The organism is Ruegeria sp. YTSC192 (assembly GCF_059609705.1).
In genome coordinates, this window is sequence record NZ_JBXWMG010000009.1 from 112,470 (window position 1) to 127,235 (window position 14,766).

The 14,766-nt window shown below is 57.3% G+C and carries 16 protein-coding genes; 10 read left to right on the plus strand and 6 right to left on the minus strand.

Going from position 1 to position 14,766, the window contains the following annotated elements:
• Positions 1-6 precede the first annotated feature (6 nt).
• The 6 genes from AC2FD8_RS14015 to AC2FD8_RS14040 form a co-directional block, all read right to left on the minus strand.
• On the minus strand, positions 7-231 hold the full coding sequence (locus AC2FD8_RS14015) for a DUF1127 domain-containing protein (RefSeq protein WP_109312318.1): 225 nt from the start codon (positions 229-231) through the stop codon (positions 7-9).
• Positions 232-352: 121 nt separating this feature from the next.
• The gene (gene ureC / locus AC2FD8_RS14020) at positions 353-2,113 is read right to left on the minus strand and encodes an urease subunit alpha (protein WP_496724937.1); all 1,761 of its coding nucleotides are present in this window, start codon (positions 2,111-2,113) and stop codon (positions 353-355) included.
• Complete coding sequence (locus AC2FD8_RS14025; protein ID WP_496856927.1) at positions 2,088-2,420, minus strand: urease subunit beta; 333 nt, start codon at positions 2,418-2,420, stop codon at positions 2,088-2,090. The genes ureC and AC2FD8_RS14025 overlap by 26 nt, the downstream gene beginning before the upstream one ends.
• Positions 2,417-2,578 (minus strand): hypothetical protein, encoded by a 162-nt coding sequence (locus AC2FD8_RS14030; protein ID WP_496856925.1) that lies wholly within the window; start codon positions 2,576-2,578, stop codon positions 2,417-2,419. Before AC2FD8_RS14030 ends, AC2FD8_RS14025 begins: the two co-directional genes overlap by 4 nt.
• Positions 2,579-2,596: 18 nt before the next feature.
• Positions 2,597-2,899 carry an urease subunit gamma gene (locus AC2FD8_RS14035; RefSeq protein ID WP_058272437.1) on the minus strand — a complete coding sequence of 101 codons (303 nt, stop codon included), beginning with the start codon at positions 2,897-2,899 and terminating at the stop codon, positions 2,597-2,599.
• 1 nt (position 2,900) lies between these two features.
• Positions 2,901-3,716: an urease accessory protein UreD gene (locus tag AC2FD8_RS14040; RefSeq protein ID WP_496856923.1), complete on the minus strand. Its 816-nt coding sequence runs from the start codon at positions 3,714-3,716 to the stop codon at positions 2,901-2,903.
• Positions 3,717-4,111: 395 nt separating this feature from the next.
• On the opposite strand from AC2FD8_RS14040, the gene urtA reads away from it, so the two are divergent.
• The 10 genes from urtA (at position 4,112) to AC2FD8_RS14090 (ending at position 14,701) form a co-directional block, all read left to right on the plus strand.
• Entirely contained in the window at positions 4,112-5,392 is a 1,281-nt protein-coding gene (urtA, locus tag AC2FD8_RS14045; RefSeq protein WP_496856922.1) for an urea ABC transporter substrate-binding protein, read from the plus strand.
• A 59-nt stretch (positions 5,393-5,451) separates the two neighbouring features.
• Entirely contained in the window at positions 5,452-7,404 is a 1,953-nt protein-coding gene (gene urtB / locus AC2FD8_RS14050) for an urea ABC transporter permease subunit UrtB (protein ID WP_496856920.1), read from the plus strand.
• A 3-nt stretch (positions 7,405-7,407) separates the two neighbouring features.
• Positions 7,408-8,637 carry an urea ABC transporter permease subunit UrtC gene (gene urtC, locus AC2FD8_RS14055; RefSeq protein ID WP_496856918.1) on the plus strand — a complete coding sequence of 410 codons (1,230 nt, stop codon included), beginning with the start codon at positions 7,408-7,410 and terminating at the stop codon, positions 8,635-8,637.
• A complete protein-coding gene (urtD, locus tag AC2FD8_RS14060) occupies positions 8,634-9,374 on the plus strand; it encodes an urea ABC transporter ATP-binding protein UrtD (protein ID WP_496856916.1) in 741 nt (246 codons plus the stop codon). The genes urtC and urtD overlap by 4 nt, the downstream gene beginning before the upstream one ends.
• Before the next feature lie 3 nt (positions 9,375-9,377).
• Positions 9,378-10,073, plus strand: coding sequence for an urea ABC transporter ATP-binding subunit UrtE (gene urtE / locus AC2FD8_RS14065; protein ID WP_496856914.1), 696 nt, complete (start codon positions 9,378-9,380; stop codon positions 10,071-10,073).
• A 574-nt stretch (positions 10,074-10,647) separates the two neighbouring features.
• The gene (locus AC2FD8_RS14070; protein WP_496856913.1) at positions 10,648-11,334 is read left to right on the plus strand and encodes a haloacid dehalogenase type II; all 687 of its coding nucleotides are present in this window, start codon (positions 10,648-10,650) and stop codon (positions 11,332-11,334) included.
• The gene (locus AC2FD8_RS14075; RefSeq protein WP_496856911.1) at positions 11,334-12,161 is read left to right on the plus strand and encodes an alpha/beta fold hydrolase; all 828 of its coding nucleotides are present in this window, start codon (positions 11,334-11,336) and stop codon (positions 12,159-12,161) included. Before AC2FD8_RS14070 ends, AC2FD8_RS14075 begins: the two co-directional genes overlap by 1 nt.
• On the plus strand, positions 12,158-13,132 hold the full coding sequence (locus AC2FD8_RS14080) for a threonine ammonia-lyase (protein WP_496856909.1): 975 nt from the start codon (positions 12,158-12,160) through the stop codon (positions 13,130-13,132). Before AC2FD8_RS14075 ends, AC2FD8_RS14080 begins: the two co-directional genes overlap by 4 nt.
• Before the next feature lie 55 nt (positions 13,133-13,187).
• A complete protein-coding gene (pcaD, locus tag AC2FD8_RS14085; protein ID WP_496856907.1) occupies positions 13,188-13,976 on the plus strand; it encodes a 3-oxoadipate enol-lactonase in 789 nt (262 codons plus the stop codon).
• An 11-nt stretch (positions 13,977-13,987) separates the two neighbouring features.
• The gene (locus AC2FD8_RS14090; protein ID WP_496856905.1) at positions 13,988-14,701 is read left to right on the plus strand and encodes an alpha/beta fold hydrolase; all 714 of its coding nucleotides are present in this window, start codon (positions 13,988-13,990) and stop codon (positions 14,699-14,701) included.
• Positions 14,702-14,766: the final 65 nt, after the last annotated feature.

Below are 14,766 nucleotides of genomic sequence, written 5' to 3' on the forward strand. Positions count from 1 at the left end.
AAATGGTCAGAGCCAGATTGAATCCGCAAACACCCGGTGCACGATCCGTTCGCGTGATAGGCCGCGTTTTTTCAACTCTTCGTCGCTTAGCGATTGCAGGAATTCGACTTGCCGAACGCGCGATTGAGCTTCGGCCACGCTGATCAGAGCCCCGTAGACTGATGCTGCGATGGACGCGATCAGACCGGGCAGCGAAAAGCGTGCGTGAGATTGTGTTGCTGAGTGTGCCATTTGGACCCTCGTAAACGTTGGTCCTCCCTTGGGCATTAATATCTGTCATATCGGCCTCACATTGAAGTGGGTGTTTGGTCATTTCTGCGTTGCGCGCGGTGCAATGCAGCATAATTTTTAGTCAGAACATAAAGTATCGCTGTGCCATTGGCAGCACTTCGGCGGGTTGGCAGGTCAGCAATTCGCCATCTGCCCGGACTTCGTAGGTTTCTGGATCAACTTCGACATGAGGTGTCGCGTTGTTGAGCAGAAGATCCTGTTTGCCAATCTCTCGCGTGTTTTGGACCGCGACGGTCTGCTTTGCCAATCCAAGTGTATCACCGATCCCGTCCGCCAACGCGGCTTGCGACACAAAGGTGATGGCCGAGTTTTCAACGGATCGACCATAGGCACCGAACATTGGCCGACTATAAACAGGCTGCGGTGTGGGAATCGAAGCATTCGGATCACCCATCTGTGCACAAACGATGGTGCCGCCCAGCAAAACCATCTCAGGCTTCACTCCAAAAAAGGCAGGGTCCCATAGAACTAGGTCGGCGCGTTTTCCTTCCTCGATACTGCCAATCTCGTGGCTGAGGCCATGGGCAACAGCAGGGTTAATCGTGTATTTGGCGATGTAACGGCGAACGCGCAGGTTGTCGTTGTCACCGGATTCCTCCGGCAGGCGGCCTCGCTGTTTCTTCATCTTGTCAGCGGTTTGCCATGTACGGATCAACACCTCGCCCACGCGGCCCATAGCCTGGCTGTCGGACGCGATGATGCTGAACGCGCCCATGTCGTGCAGGATATCTTCAGCCGCGATGGTTTCACGCCGGATGCGGCTTTCAGCAAAAGCCACGTCCTCGGGGATGGATTTGTCAAGGTGATGGCAGACCATCAACATGTCGAGATGTTCCTCGACCGTGTTCACCGTAAAGGGCCGCGTCGGGTTGGTAGAGGAGGGTAGGACATGGTCCTCACCACAGATTTTGATGATGTCGGGGGCGTGGCCGCCGCCCGCGCCTTCGGTATGGAAAGCGTGGATAGTACGGCCCTTTATCGCGGCAACTGTATTTTCAACAAACCCTGACTCGTTGAGCGTGTCGGTGTGGATCATCACCTGAACGTCCATCGCATCAGCGACCGAAAGGCAGCAGTCGATGGCTGCCGGGGTCGTGCCCCAGTCCTCGTGCAGTTTCAGGGAACAAGCCCCGGCTCTTACCTGTTCCTCCAGAGCAGCGGGAAGCGAAGCATTTCCCTTGCCCGCAAAAGCAAGGTTCATGGGGAAAGCATCCGCCGCCTGCAACATCCGGCCGATATGCCATGGGCCCGGGGTGCATGTGGTCGCCAGAGTGCCATGTGCCGGGCCAGTGCCACCACCAAGCATGGTCGTCAGGCCAGAATGCAGCGCGTCCTCTATCTGTTGAGGGCAGATGAAGTGAATATGGCTGTCGAACCCGCCAGCCGTCAGGATGCGACCCTCGCCAGCGATGGCCTCTGTACCGGGGCCGATGATGATGTCTACGCCGGGCTGTGTATCCGGATTTCCGGCTTTGCCAATCTTCGCGATGCGCCCGTCCTTTAGACCGACATCCGCCTTGTAGATACCCGAGTGATCCACGATCAAAGCATTGGTGATCACCGTATCCACGGCGCCTTCGGCTCGCGTGGCCTGGGATTGCCCCATCCCATCTCGAATGACTTTTCCGCCACCGAACTTGACCTCTTCACCATAGACATCTTCTCGGTGGCCCGTCTCGCTGAAACGCGCAGTCGTTGCGCGCTCTACGATCAGGTCTTTTTCTACTTCGATGATCAGATCGGTATCTGCCAATCGTACTTTGTCGCCGACCGTAGGGCCGAACATGGAGGCATAGTCACTCCGACTGATCTTGCCCGGCATTTTTCAAAGCCCCCATGATGTGCATATTGAAACCGTAGATGTGTCGGCGACCCTCATATGGCACCAGTATAACTTCGCGAGTTTGGCCTGGTTCAAATCGCACCGCGGTGCCCGCCGGGATGTCCAACCGCATCCCCAAAGCTGCATACCGATCAAAATCCAGAGCCGGGTTTGCTTCGGAAAAATGATAATGGCTGCCGACCTGTATTGGTCGATCGCCGGTATTGGCGACAACAACAAGACGGCCACTGCGCCCCGCGTTCAGCGTCAGTGATCCCTCGGCCGGAAAGATCTCACCCGGGATCATTTAGGCAGCTTCAAAATTGCGGTAATGGCGATGACCGCGATCAAAGCCAACCCAGCTGCGAGCGCGGCGTAGTCACTGCCATGGGCGTGAACTTGGGTATCCGAATGGGCCATGGCCGGACCAGCCAGAATGAGAGCGGGAAACAGCATACGGTTCATGCAGAACTCCTTTGGAAATTAGCGAATGGGGTTATGAACAGTCACAAGTTTTGTGCCATCCGGGAAAGTAGCTTCGACCTGCACCTCGTGGATCATCTCGGGCACGCCTTCCATGCATTGGTCACGGGAGATCACTTCGGCCCCGGCTTGCATCATGTCGGCGACCGAACGGCCATCGCGGGCACCTTCGACTACGGCGTCGGTTATCAACGCAATGGCCTCGGGGTGGTTCAGCTTGACGCCACGGGCCAACCGTTTGCGAGCGACCTCGGCGGCCATGGCGACCAGCAATTTGTCTTTTTCACGAGGGGTCAGGTTCATGTCAGAGCATCCAGCATCGGGGCAATGTGTCTTTGTTCAGACGGCGTAGAATTGGTATCAGCGTTCGGCGCAGAGCAAAGCTGTTGCTGGCCAGAATGCGAATGACCAATAAGTCTTTCCGGATCAGGGTTACCCCGGCGATGTCCGGTAACATTTCTCGGGCAGGTTTCAGATGACCTTCGGCGGAACTTGACGCTAAGACGACTAGCGCCATCGCCCCTGCACCGTTTGCAATATGCGGCTTGGATAAATGCGTATGCCAATCACCAGAGAATCTAATCGCATCGAGAAACACTGGCGTGTCTTCGCGCCGAATCTCGATCCGATCGCGCAAGCGAATGTCCGTCAGCGTCTCGCCCATGGCAATGCGCCCAAAGACCAGCGGCTCTACCATCAGCATTTCAGCATTGAGCGCCAAGTCGATCCTGAGGCGTCGGTCCAAAGCGCTGCCGTTGTACAGAATGGTCTCTTGCGGCAACCAGTTCAGCCGGGCACCAGCTTCAACCGTCAAGTGATTTGCAATCTGGCCTCGTTCATTGGGCTGCGCTTTGTAGGCGCGCTCGCAGGCTTGTGTCGTCAAGGTTAGTGCCGTGCTTTTTGCTGCCTTGCAAGAAAACCGGAATGAATCGCCTCCGGTCACGCCGCCCGCCGTGTTCAGAAGAACCGCATCAAGATCGGGTGTGATCGTTCTGGGGAACAGGCATTTAAGGGACCCGGACTGGCGAAAACTGTCCAGCACAGTCCTGTTGCCCAATTGCTTGGTGCTTAAGCTGACAGTGCCTGCAGCACGTGGCGGTACCGCGCTGTGCGTGGGCAATATGGCTGCAACTTGTGTAATAGGGCACCTTTAGCGCGTCGTTTGGTGCCACCTGTTTCTCTGTTGAAGTGTCAGAACACTAATCTGCAGTGTCGGAATCTGCTTGTTTCCACATCGCGTGTCTAAATTTTAGACAGCAACCTCCGGCTTAGATGAAAAAATATGCGCTTCTCGCCGATTTCCCAAATTGGGCTAAAGGTAAGTTGCCAACTTTGCTGCAATGCAGAAATCGTAAGGGTGCCACCGCGGAGATGACCCGGGGGTGTGTGACGGCTGCGCGAATTGGACCTCGAACACAACCGCCACACGGAACGCAACAACAGTTGCGGGGATCAGGTAGAAGAAGAGTGTGCCTTTGCGCAAGCCCTCTCTCCCGGCCCCGCCAGGAGGATTACATGAAATCGCTCAAATCCACGCTCGCCGGATCGGTTGTCTTTGCTGCCATAGCCACCGCTGCGTTGTCAGACGAAGACACGATTAAGGTCGGAGTGCTGCATTCGCTGTCGGGCACGATGGCAATCTCGGAGACTACTCTGAAAGACACCATGCTGATGCTGATCGACCAGCAAAACGCCAAAGGTGGTCTTTTGGGCAAGCAGCTTGAGGCCGTTGTTGTGGATCCCGCATCGGATTGGCCGCTTTTCGCGGAAAAAGCGCGCGAGCTGCTGACCGTCCACGAGGTGGATGTGATCTTTGGTAACTGGACTTCGGTCAGCCGCAAATCAGTACTGCCAGTGATCGAAGAGCTGAACGGTCTGCTGTTCTATCCGGTTCAGTATGAGGGCGAAGAAAGCTCTAAAAATGTCTTTTACACCGGTGCTGCCCCGAACCAGCAGGCGATACCTGCGACCGATTATTTCCTAGAGGAACTGGGGGTTGAGAAGTTCGCGCTGCTCGGCACGGATTATGTCTACCCCAGGACCACCAATAATATTCTGGAAAGCTACCTTAAGCAAAAGGGTATTGCGGACGCGGATATATTCGTCAACTACACCCCCTTTGGCCATTCTGACTGGTCCAAGATCGTATCTGACGTCGTTGCACTGGGCGAAGATGGCAAAAAGGTTGGTGTGATCTCGACCATCAACGGAGACGCCAACATTGGTTTCTACAAAGAACTGGCCGCAGCTGGTGTTTCGGCAGATGACATTCCTGTCGTGGCCTTTTCGGTTGGTGAAGAAGAACTGTCCGGTCTGGATACCGCGAACCTCGTCGGTCACTTAGCGGCTTGGAACTATTTCCAGTCGGCGGATACTGATGTGAATGCCGAATTTGTCGAAACCTGGAAAGCCACCATGGGTGACGAACGGGTGACCAATGACCCGATGGAGGCGCATTACATTGGCTTCAACATGTGGGTAAACGCCGCGACCGAGGCCGGATCGACCGAAGTGGATGCCGTGCGCGCCGCCATGTACGGGCAGGAATTCCCGAACCTGACCGGTGGCACTGCCGTAATGCTGCCGAACCACCACCTGGCCAAGCCGGTTCTGATCGGTGAGATTCAGGAAGACGGTCAGTTCGATATCATCAGCGAAACCGACGTCGTTCCGGGTGATGCATGGACTGACTTCCTGCCAGAATCGGCAATTCTGATCTCGGATTGGAAAGAGCTGGGTTGCGGTATGTACAACACCGAGACCGAAAGCTGCGTTCAGACTTTGTCAAACTACTAAATCGTACGCAAGGCGGGTGTGATCGCCCGCCTTGCCCAAATACACGCGGGTTTCACCACATGTTAAGACTATTCCTTGCGGGCCTGGCAATTCTCTTCGCCTGCCTGAACGCCAACGCGCAAGAGCGTGGCCTGCAGCCGATCTTGCAGGATCATCAGGAGATCATTGTCAAAAGCTCGCGCAAGACGATCAAACCGGCGATTGATGCGCTTGCCGCCAGTGGGCTGCCGCAAGCGCAGGTGATGCTTGAGACATGGGCCGCCAAAGATATGTGGATGCGCAAGTCTGACGGTCTGTTCTTTGCCGGAACAAAGGCCGAAGGGCGATTGTACGAACTGACTGATTTCGACACGGGCGAAGTGGTCGGCACGTTTGAGAAATCCGACCTGAAGCAATTGAAACCCAACAGCGGTGTCCGCGCTATGATTGGAACAGCTCTAGTGCAGTTCCAGTTGACCGACCCGGACCGAAAAAAGCGCCTGGCCGCACTAAAATCCATTCAACGTGATCCCGAGGGCGCACTGCTCGAACCTCTTCGTGCCTCGATCGAGGATGAGCCAGATGTGGATTTGAGGGCCCAGAAGCAACGTCTCGAACGGCTGCTGACTATTGGATATGGCGAAGACGTTGTGGCCCGCGTGGCTGCAATTGAAGAGATGTCGAACGATCTGGGTGTCGACGTCCGCGCGGCGCTGAACCCGTTAGTGGCTACCTCACGAAAGGCCGCTGCGGACCTGCCATCGGATGTTAACGTCGCCATCATTTTGGAACCCGGATCAGACGCTTTGTCCTGGGACGACGCATACCACCTGTTGGTCGCGAGTGACTTGGCTGCGGCCCCTGTGTTGCCTGACGACATCCGCCTGGCTTTGGCTGCAAACATCGACGGTGGTCGCGTAGGGGGTATCCCGGTCGCGCAACTGAACGAGAATACTGCGCGCGCGCAAGCCTACAGCACTCTGGCCGAAGCCGGACTTGTTCCTGCGCTGGTAACTGAGGCCGATATCGACACGGCGCTGGGTGCGCATGTGTTCTTTGAGGCTTATGCCGAGCCGTCCACCGAAGTAACCGCCGCTGCCGAAAAAGCGCTAAAGAAGATCGAACTGAGAGTTGGCCTAAACCAGGCGCTCGACCTGACGTTGGACGCAGTCTCTCTGGCCTCGATCTATTTCCTTGCCGCCATTGGGTTAGCCATCACTTTCGGAGTGATGGGTGTAATCAACATGGCCCATGGCGAATTCATCATGATGGGCGCCTATACGGGCTATGTCGTTCAGCAATACGTTCCCGACCATACGGTATCGATCATCGTCGCCATCCCAATGGCCTTCGCCGTCACGTTTGCCATGGGCGTCGCCATGGAGCGCCTGGTGATCCGTTGGCTTTATGCCCGCCCGCTGGAAACACTGCTGGCGACCTTTGGTATCTCGATTGCCTTGCAACAGCTTGCCAAGAACATTTTTGGTACACAGGCCCGCCCTCTGACTGCGCCGGGTTGGCTGGACGGTGCCTGGGTGATGAACGATGTGGTTTCGATCAGCTATATCCGTATTGCGATCGTCGTGCTGGCGCTGATTTTTCTGGGGCTGTTCCTTTACATCATGAAACGGACAAGGCTGGGGCTTGAGATGCGTGCGGTCACGCAGAACCCACGCATGGCGGGGTCGATGGGGATCAATCCGGGGAGGGTGAATATGCTGACATTCGGTCTGGGTTCTGGCATTGCCGGGATTGCCGGGGTCGCAATTGGCTTGTTCGCCAAAGTCACGTCGGATCTGGGCAACGACTATATCGTGCAAAGTTTCATGACTGTAGTTGTCGGTGGTGTCGGCAACATCTGGGGCGCGCTGGCAGGCGCGGGGATGATCGGGTTCCTGCAAAAGGGGATCGAATGGTTGAACCCGTCGAACACGCTGGCGGCGCAAACCTACATGATCATCTTCATCATCATTTTCATCCAGTTCCGGCCACGGGGCATCATCGCCCTTAAGGGTCGCGCGGCGGGGGATTGAGCCATGGAACGTAGTTTTGTCGTCAAGAACCCATCTGTGCTGGTCTTTCTGGCCCTCCTGTCGCTGTTCACTCTGGGCGTAACTGTCCTGTCCGAAGGGTTCGGGATCGGTGTGATCTCAACCAGTTTCGTCAAAACGCTGGGCAAGACCCTGTGCCTGTGTTTGATCGCTGTTGCGATGGATCTGGTTTGGGGTTTCACCGGCATTCTATCACTAGGCCATTTCGCTTTCTTCGGGCTCGGAGGCTATATGATCGGCATGTGGCTGATGTACGAACGCACTCGGCTGATCGTGGTCGAATCATTGTCACAAGCCGATATCCCGCCAACGCCTACCGAAGTTGTGGACGCCATTGGCACTCAGATTTTCGGCGTAGTCGGATCATCCGAATTCCCGCTGATCTGGGCGTTTTCGCACAGCTTGACACTGCAGTTGTTACTGGTCGTTGTGGTGCCTGGCCTGCTGGCGCTGATCTTTGGCTGGCTGGCCTTCCGCAGTCGTGTGACCGGCGTCTATCTGTCGATCCTGACGCAAGCTATGACGCTGGCTCTGGCTTTGTATCTGTTTCAGAACGACAGCGGCTTGCGCGGCAACAATGGCTTGTCCGGTTTGCAAAACCTCCCCGGTGTCGCGGTCTCTCAAGACGTTGTTTCGCTCTGGTTCCTATGGGCTTCGGCTTTGGCGTTGGGACTGGGTTACATGCTGGCGGCATGGATCGTGTCGGGCAAGTTCGGCTCAGTCCTGCGCGGCATTCGAGACAACGAGGCGCGGGTTCGGTTCCTCGGCTATTCGGTCGAGGTTTACAAGTTGGCTGTCTTCACCCTTACGGCTTGCATCGCCGCAATCGCGGGCGCGCTCTATTACCCGCAGGCTGGCATTATCAACCCCGAAGAGATGGCCCCCATCGCTTCGATCTATCTGGCCGTATGGGTCGCCATCGGCGGGCGGGGCCGCTTGTACGGCGCTGTGATTGGCGCAGCTTTTGTCAGCCTTCTGAGCACCTGGTTCACGGGCGGGCAGGCACCGGATATTCCGCTTGGTTTTTACACGATCAAATGGGTTGACTGGTGGCAAGTGCTGCTGGGTGTGTCTTTTGTGCTGGTAACGCTGTTTGCTCCGCAAGGTATCGGAGGATTGTTCGACTTGTATACCAACCAGCGTCATCCCGATCGGCATGGTGCCAATCTGGGACCCGATGAAGGCGCTTTGCGTGAGAAAGAGGCTAGCCTATGAGCACCTTGTTAGAGGTAAGTGGCGTATCGGTTACCTTCGACGGGTTCCGCGCCATCAACAACCTGTCCTTCCAGATTGGTGACGCAGAGCTACGTTCCGTGATCGGCCCGAATGGGGCCGGCAAGACTACGTTTATGGACATCATCACCGGCAAGACCCGACCAGATGAGGGAAGGGTCATATGGGGTGAAAAGTGCATATCTTTGTTGGATATGACCGAGGCAAAAATCGCGCAGGCGGGAATCGGGCGGAAGTTTCAGAAGCCCACGGTTTTTGAGGATCAGTCCGTGCGCGATAATCTACTAATGGCGCTAAAGAAAAATCGTGGCTGGATTGGTGTGCTGCTTTACCGTCCATCCAAGAGTGATTTGCAGAAGGTCGAGGACCTGGCCACCGAAATTGGGCTGTATCACGAACTGAGTCGGAAGTCAGGTGAACTGAGCCACGGGCAAAAGCAATGGTTGGAAATTGGCATGCTGCTTGCGCAGGACCCACGGCTGCTATTGGTTGACGAACCTGCTGCAGGCATGACCCCGCAAGAGCGTGAACATACCACAGACTTGCTAGTTCAAGCCGCAAAGACCCGCGCGGTTGTGGTCGTTGAACATGACATGGAGTTTGTCAGGCGCCTGAACTGCAAAGTCACGGTTTTGCATGAAGGATCCGTATTGGCCGAGGGCAATCTGGATCACGTGACATCAAATCAGGACGTCATAGACGTCTATCTGGGGCGCTAGAAAATGTTGAAGCTGACCGATCTGACTTTGCACTATGGGCACTCGCAAATCCTAAACGGGATTTCCATGAAAGCCGTACAGGGTGAAGTAACGTGCGTCATGGGGACCAACGGTGTCGGAAAAACCAGTCTGATGAAGGCAATCTCAGGGGCGCATCCCCGTTCCGGTGGCGAACTGGAGCTTGACGGAAAGCAATTGGGTATTCTGCCTGCTCATCAGATGGCCTGGAAAGGTGTGGCATATGTCCCCCAAGGTCGCGAAATATTCCCATTGCTCACGGTTCGAGAAAATCTGGAAACAGGCTTCTCCTGTTTGCCCGCCAGCGAACATTTCGTCCCGGATGATATATTTGATATGTTCCCGGTCCTCAAAAAAATGCAGAACCGGCGTGGGGGCGACCTTTCTGGCGGGCAGCAGCAACAGTTGGCCATCGCACGTGCACTGATCACAAAACCGCGCCTGCTGCTGCTGGATGAGCCAACCGAAGGTATTCAGCCAAACATAATCCAACAGATTGGCGAAGTGATCCGGCACCTCAGAGAGACGAGCGGAATGGCAATTGTCTTAGTCGAGCAGTATTTCGAATTCGCCTATGATCTGGCTGACAGGTTTGTTGTGTTGCGACGTGGCGAAGTCATGGCCAAAGGCACACGAGATGACCTGACGCGTGATCAGGTGTTGCGGGCCGTATCAGTTTAGCGCTGCTCCGTGAAGTAGACTCCGGTATAGATACACAAAGCCCAGATCATGTTCTGCACTAACGCTCGGGACATGGTTCGATCCTACAAAAACGTACAATTTGAGAGATGCTTGTTTTTTGCGAAACCACCCTCCGGTACCTCTTGCCTTGATAGATGAGTACTTTCGGACAGATCGACAGGCTTGATGTTGTATCAAGGTTCGGCTTGAGCTCGACCCTTTCCGCAACGTTGCACTCCACGATGGTCAGTGCTGACCGCAGTGAAAGGGCGGTTTGGGCTTTACCGGTTTATGCCCGTGCAAACGCTCGCAAATTGGTGTCCGCTGCATTGCCGAAAACACATTGCTGCTGGCGCGAACACTTTCTGCGTCACCAGCATGCGAAATCCCAAAAGTCCGGCTTTGTCCGCGTTGCTGTCATTGGGGCACCACGCAGCGTTGGTCAAAGTGAGACTTATTTCGGGCACTCGCCACGATCTGCCCCACGGACGGTTGACACGATGTTGTAGGGCCATGGCTCTTTCCTGCGCCGCTCTCTTGTGCCACTTTGCGCCGGAAAAAGGAAAGAGAGCAGATGGCAATCACGACCTGTGTTTTTGACGCCTACGGCACATTGTTCGACGTGGCCGCTGCTGCACGTCAGGCCGCAGCCGAGCCGGGCTTTGAGGCTTTACGCGACACATGGCCGGATTTGGCCAACCATTGGCGGCTGAAGCAGTTGCAATACACATGGCTGCGCGCCGTGGCTGACGCTCATTGTGATTTCTGGGATGTCACACAAGACGGGCTGGACTGGGCGCTCGAGGCGACTGGGTTGCAAGGGGATGCCAGACTGCGCCAGCGGCTGCTGGATCTTTACTGGGAGTTGCGCGCCTATCCCGAGGTGCCCCAGATGCTGCAGACCCTGAAACAGGGTGGGTTGCAGACGGCGATTCTGTCGAACGGGTCGCCCCCTATGTTGGATGGCGCGGTGCAATCGGCCGGTATTGGCGATGTGCTGGACGATGTGCTGTCGGTCGAAAGCGTCGGCATCTTCAAACCCCACGCCAAGGTCTATGATCTGGTCCAAGACCGGTTCGGCTGCACCCGAGATGAGGTTCTGTTCGTCAGCTCAAACGGTTGGGACGCTGCAGGAGCCAGCGGTTACGGCTTTGTCACCGCATGGGTCAATCGCGCGGGCGAACCCATGGACCGGCTGCCGTGGAAACCGGCGCATGTTCTGTCCGACCTGACCTCGATCCCCGAACTGGCCGGGCTGTAATGGCTGAATTCAAGACGTCCGATGGTCTTCGGTTGCACTATGAAGACTACGGCACTGGCATACCCCTTCTGTGTCTGGCCGGGCTGACGCGCAACGGGCGTGATTTCTCGCGGCTTGCGCCGCATATGGCCGATACCCGCCTGATCACTCTGGATGCGCGGGGGCGCGGGCAGTCGGATCATGATCCGAACAACGCGAACTACAACGTCTTGCGTGAAACTCAGGATGTGGTCGAGCTGCTGGATTATCTGTCCCTCGACCGAGCGGTGGTGCTGGGTACGTCGCGCGGCGGGATGATTGCGATGACGCTCGCGACCCTGCAACCAGACCGGCTGGCGGGTGTGATCCTGAATGACGTTGGTCCGGTGATCGAGCCTGCAGGCCTTGCCCGGATCATGGACTATGTGGGCGTAGCACCCACCTCAAAGACCTATGACGAGGCCGCCGTCGTCCTGAAAGCGGTGATGGAGCCGCATTTTCCAGGCGTCCCACTGGAAATCTGGCGTTTGCAAGCCGAAAACCAGTATAAGGAAACGCCCGAGGGGCTGGCCTTGCGCTATGATCCAGCCCTGCGCGCGGCCCTGGTGGAACAGGCCGCAGCTGGCCCCATGCCCGATTTGTGGCCCTTCTTTGAGGCACTACAGGGCATTCCGACGGGCGTTCTGCGCGGCGCAAACTCGGACATCCTCAGTCAGGCAACACTAAAACAGATGCAGGCCCGCCATCCGGACCTGATCACGGCCGAAATCCCGGATCGTGGCCATGTGCCCTTTCTGGATGAACCGCAATCCCTCACCGTTATTCACAAAATTCTGGACCAAGCATGAGTACACTAGACCTGATCGAAGCCGCCGCCCATCGACTGCAAGGGCACGTCCGCGAGACGCCCCTTCTGACCTCACCCTTTCTGGACGAAATCGCCGGGCGGCGGGTGTGGGTCAAACCCGAATGCCTGCAACACACCGGTAGCTTTAAATTCCGCGGCGCATGGTCTGCTATCTCGGCGCTGAGCGAGGCGGCAAGACAGCGCGGCGTGATCGCCTATTCCTCGGGCAATCATGCGCAGGGGGTGGCTCTGGCGGCAGCGAAGCATGGGATCTCCTCGGTCATCATCATGCCTTCGGATGCACCTCAGCTAAAGATCGACAATACCCGCGCTTTGGGCGGTGAAGTTGTTCTGTACGACCGAGCCACGGAAAGCCGCGAAGAGATTGGAAATGCGCTGGCCTCCGAACGCGGACTGACGCTGATTCGCCCCTACGACGAACCCCAAGTCATCGCAGGGCAAGGCACCGCCGGGCTTGAGATCGCGCGACAAGCCAACACCGCAGGCGTGTCCAATGCCGACGTTTTGGTCTGTTGCGGCGGCGGAGGTCTGACCTCGGGCATCGCGCTTGCGCTTGAGGCTCACGCCCCCGGTCTGCGCGCCCGCCCGTGTGAGCCGGACGGATTCGACGATGTCAAACGCTCGCTCGAAGCGGGGCAGATCCAAGGCAATTCAGCCACCTCAGGCAACATTTGCGACGCAATCCTGACCCCACAACCGGGTGATATCACCTTCCCAATTCTCAACCACCTCTGCGGGCCCGGCCTTTCCGTGACCGAGGACGAGGCGCTGCATGCCATGGCGCTGGCCTTTCTACGCCTCAAGATCGTGCTAGAGCCGGGCGGTGCGGTGTCGCTGGCCTCGGCGCTGTTTCGCAAGGACCAGATCGAAGGGGATGACGTGATCGTTGTTGCCTCGGGCGGGAATGTTGATCCCACCGTCTTTGCGCGTGCGTTGGAATTCCTGACCTGACACCCATATCGGGTGTGTGCAATCTGCACGCAAAGGCCGAGCAAGGAATCAAAGCATGACGATCGCTGATCTGGGTGGCGTTCAGCTGAACTACCGGATTGATGGCGCGCCAGACGGTGCGCCCATCGTGTTTGCAAATTCGCTGGGCACCAATCTGCACCTGTGGGACGATGTGCTGCCACATCTGCCCGACGGGCTGCGGATCATTCGCTATGACAAGCGCGGCCACGGACAATCCTCGGCCCCGCCTGCGCCTTACGCTATGGGCGCGCTGATCCGCGATGCCGAGGCACTGTTGGATCACCTCAACGTCCGCGATTGCGTCTTCGTCGGCTTGTCGATTGGTGGTATGATTGGCCAAGGGCTGGCGGTGAAACGGATGGATCAGGTCCGCGCACTGGTACTGTCGAACACCGCTGCCAAGATCGGAATGCCGAAAATCTGGCAGGACCGGATGGAGGCCGTCCGCACCGGCGGGATCGAAGCGCTGGCCGATGCGACGATGGAGCGGTGGTTCTCGCGCGATTTCCGGGCCACCAACCAACACCTCGCATGGCGCGAGATGATGGTCAGCCAACCGGTCGAAGGGTATCTGGGCTGTTGTGCGGCCATTGCGGGCACCGATTTCTATACGCCGACCAGCGGCCTGCGCCTGCCCACACTTGGGATTGCAGGCAACGAGGACGGCTCGACCCCGCCTGATCTGGTACGCGAAACGGTGGACCTGATCCCCGGCTCGCGGTTCGAACTGATACGCCGGGCAGGCCATCTGCCTTGCGTCGAAAAACCCGCCGAATACGCCGCCCTGTTGCGGCAATTCCTGACCGAGATCGGTCACATCTGAAGGAGCGTCCCTTGGCCGAGTTTCTGTTGGTCCATGGATCCTGTCACGGCGCCTGGTGCTGGCGCGACCTGATACCCGAGCTTGAGGGTTTCGGCCACTCCGCCCGTGCAATCGACATGCCCAGCCACGGCGCGGACCCGACCCCGATCTGCGAAGTCACGCTGGAGAGTTGCAGGGATGCGGTACTGGCGGCCTCGACACCGGACACGATCATTGTCGGGCATTCCTGGGGCGGCTATCCGATCAGCGCCGCAGCCGAGGCTGACCCGCGCGCCATGCGCGCTCTGATCTATCTTTGCGCCTATGTCCCGCAGGACGGGTTGTCTCTGGTCGACATGCGCAGACGTGGTCCGGTACAGACCATTGGCGATGCGGTCGACAAATCCACCGACGGGCTGTCCTATACTGTGCATCCCGACCGCGTTCAGGACCTGTTTTATCATGATTGCACGCCCGACACCCTGCCCTATGCATTCGCCCGGCTATGCCCGCAGGCCATCAAGCCGCAGGACACACCGCTTTCAATAGGGGATCACTTTGACCGGGTCCCAAAGGCCTATATCCGTACAACCGAAGATCACACTATCCCTCCGGCCTATCAGCAAGACATGAGCGCCCGGATTCCGGCCCATTTGCGAAGGGATATCGACAGCTCACACTCTCCGTTCTTCTCACACCCCCGCCAACTGGCGCAGATACTGGATGAGCTGTCGGACAAGCTGTAACCCACTGACGAGGCGTCGTCCGGGTTGGAGTCTTTACGCCCTTCCCTCATCCTGCTGGCCCCTCT